Annotated in this window: 1 protein-coding gene; it reads right to left on the bottom strand. The window is 73.9% G+C overall.

Features of this window, described 5'->3' with window-relative positions; genetic code table 11:
- Positions 1–372: 372 nt before the first annotated feature.
- Positions 373–1173, bottom strand: a complete 801-nt coding sequence (locus tag F6X68_RS32715; protein ID WP_151457841.1) for an SGNH/GDSL hydrolase family protein — start codon at positions 1171–1173, stop codon at positions 373–375.
- Between the last annotated feature and the right edge of the window lie 8 nt (positions 1174–1181).

Raw genomic sequence — 1181 nt, 5'->3', positions numbered from 1 at the left:
TCGGGGTGGCGAGCGCGCCGCCGAGTGCCGCGAGCCGGGTGACCAGTTCGGGTGCGCCGGCCGGGGCGGCCTGGGGCGCCTGCCCGGCGAGCGCCCGGCGGGCGGTGTCGAGGTGCGCCCGGGCCGCCCGGTGCGCCGCGACCGCCTGCCCGTACGCCGACGCGAGCCTGCCCACTTCCCGCTCCCGTCGCCGTCGCCCGCCTGGTCCCCAAGGACCCTAACGGACACCGGCGACACCCGGACAGTGGCGAGGCGGGCGCGTCGGACGAACACGCCGCCGCCGGCACTCCCTCTGACGCACGGGTAAGGAAGGGCACCTTCCGATACGAAAAACGACAGGAAGGTGCCCTTCCTTACACGTGAACAGGGCGGTCAGCCGGTGACGGCGTTGAGGGCCGGCAGGTAGCCGTACCGGTAGCCGTCGGCGTCGGGGTGGTACGCCTCGATGACGCCGCTGACGTCACGGATCCACGGGTCGGCCGCGCAGACCCCGTGCCCGGCGAAGTAGGGGCGGGTGTCGGCGAACGTGGCGCCGGCCGCGGCGGCCCGGCCGGAGATGACGGTGGCGAGCACGTCGGCGGCCTCGTTGAGGATGGTCCGCTTGTAGGTGCTCATCGCCAGCAGCCCGCAGGAGCCGGTCTCGAACAGCCGCGGGTAGCCGAGCACGATCAGCCGCGCGTTGGGCGCCCGGTTCCGGATGGCCGCGTAGGTGGCGTCCAGCCGGCCCGGCAGGGTGGTGGTGGCGAACGCCTTCGACTCGTTGACGGCGTTGGTGCAGCTCGACGTGCTGCCGAAGCGGCAGCTGGTGATCACGTCGGCGAAGCCGGCGTCGTTGCCGCCGATGGTGATGGTGACCAGGGTGGTGCTGGCGCTCAGCGAGCCGACCTGGTTGTTGATGACGTCGGAGGTGACGGCGCCGCCACAGGCGGGGAACCTGAAGCTGGTGACCGCGTTGGCGGCGGCCCACAGCGGGGCGTACGACTTCTGGCTGCGCAGGCAGGTGGACGGTTCGTACGGGCCGGCGCCGACGCCGGAGGAGTAGGAGTCGCCGAGGGCCACGTAGTTGACGGCTGCGGCGGCCTGGGCGGTGCCGGGGGCGAGCAGCGCGCCGAGGGCGGCGGTGGACAGGGCGACCAGCGCGGCGAGGGCACGGGCCAGCGGGCGGTGGGGCATGAGGGGAC

The sequence above is a fragment of the Micromonospora sp. AMSO12t genome, from assembly GCF_008806585.1.
In the GTDB taxonomy this organism is placed as follows: domain Bacteria; phylum Actinomycetota; class Actinomycetes; order Mycobacteriales; family Micromonosporaceae; genus Micromonospora; species Micromonospora reichwaldensis.
This window is presented reverse-complemented; position numbering and strand designations above follow the sequence as displayed.

Bases quoted from the DNA above. Each gene is read 5' to 3' on its own strand.
- F6X68_RS32715 (WP_151457841.1), bottom strand. From the start codon at position 1,173: ATGCCCCACCGCCCGCTGGCCCGTGCCCTCGCCGCGCTGGTCGCCCTG.